The 588-nt window shown below is 41.7% G+C and carries 1 protein-coding gene; it reads left to right on the plus strand.

Going from position 1 to position 588, the window contains the following annotated elements; translation table 11 throughout:
• Nucleotides 1-215 precede the first annotated feature (215 nt).
• A partial coding sequence (locus tag ACS8FD_RS22840) for a cupin domain-containing protein (RefSeq protein WP_439277539.1) occupies nt 216-588 on the plus strand: 373 nt, incomplete at its 3' end.

Consider the following 588-nt stretch of genomic DNA (forward strand, 5'->3'; position numbering starts at 1 on the left):
GCATTAATGGTGAGGGCAATAACTGCCATGAATTTGAGATTGATGATTGGGAAGTTTGCATTGATGTCGCTACTGAGCAAGCTAGGTCAAATAGAGCAAAGGCTAATACTGTTTAGAAGTTAGATGATTCATAATTTTACAGATATAACTCCTCTTTGCTCTATGAGTTTAAATACAAATTTATCGTGACACAAAACTGCTAAGGAACATCAATTATGTCAACAAAAAGTACTTATTACGCCCCTACAGGCGGCTTGCCTCCGCAAACGCAATTACTATCTGACCGCGCTATATTCACTGAAGCTTATGCCATCATTCCCAAACGTGTGCTCACTGATATTGTTATCAGCTACCTACCGTTTTGGCAAGGTATGCGCATGTGGGTGATTGCACGCCCACTGACAGGTTTTTCTGAAACTTTTTCACAATATATCGTCGAAGTTGAACCTAATGGCGGCTCAGAAAAACCTGAGCTAGATGCAAAGGCTGAAGGTGTCATATTCGTCGTCGAAGGTGAGATGGACATGACCATAGAAGGCGTATCACATCATCTTGAAGCGGGTGGATATGCATTTTTACCACCTGGTT

This window comes from Psychrobacter sp. 1U2 (genome assembly GCF_051847575.1).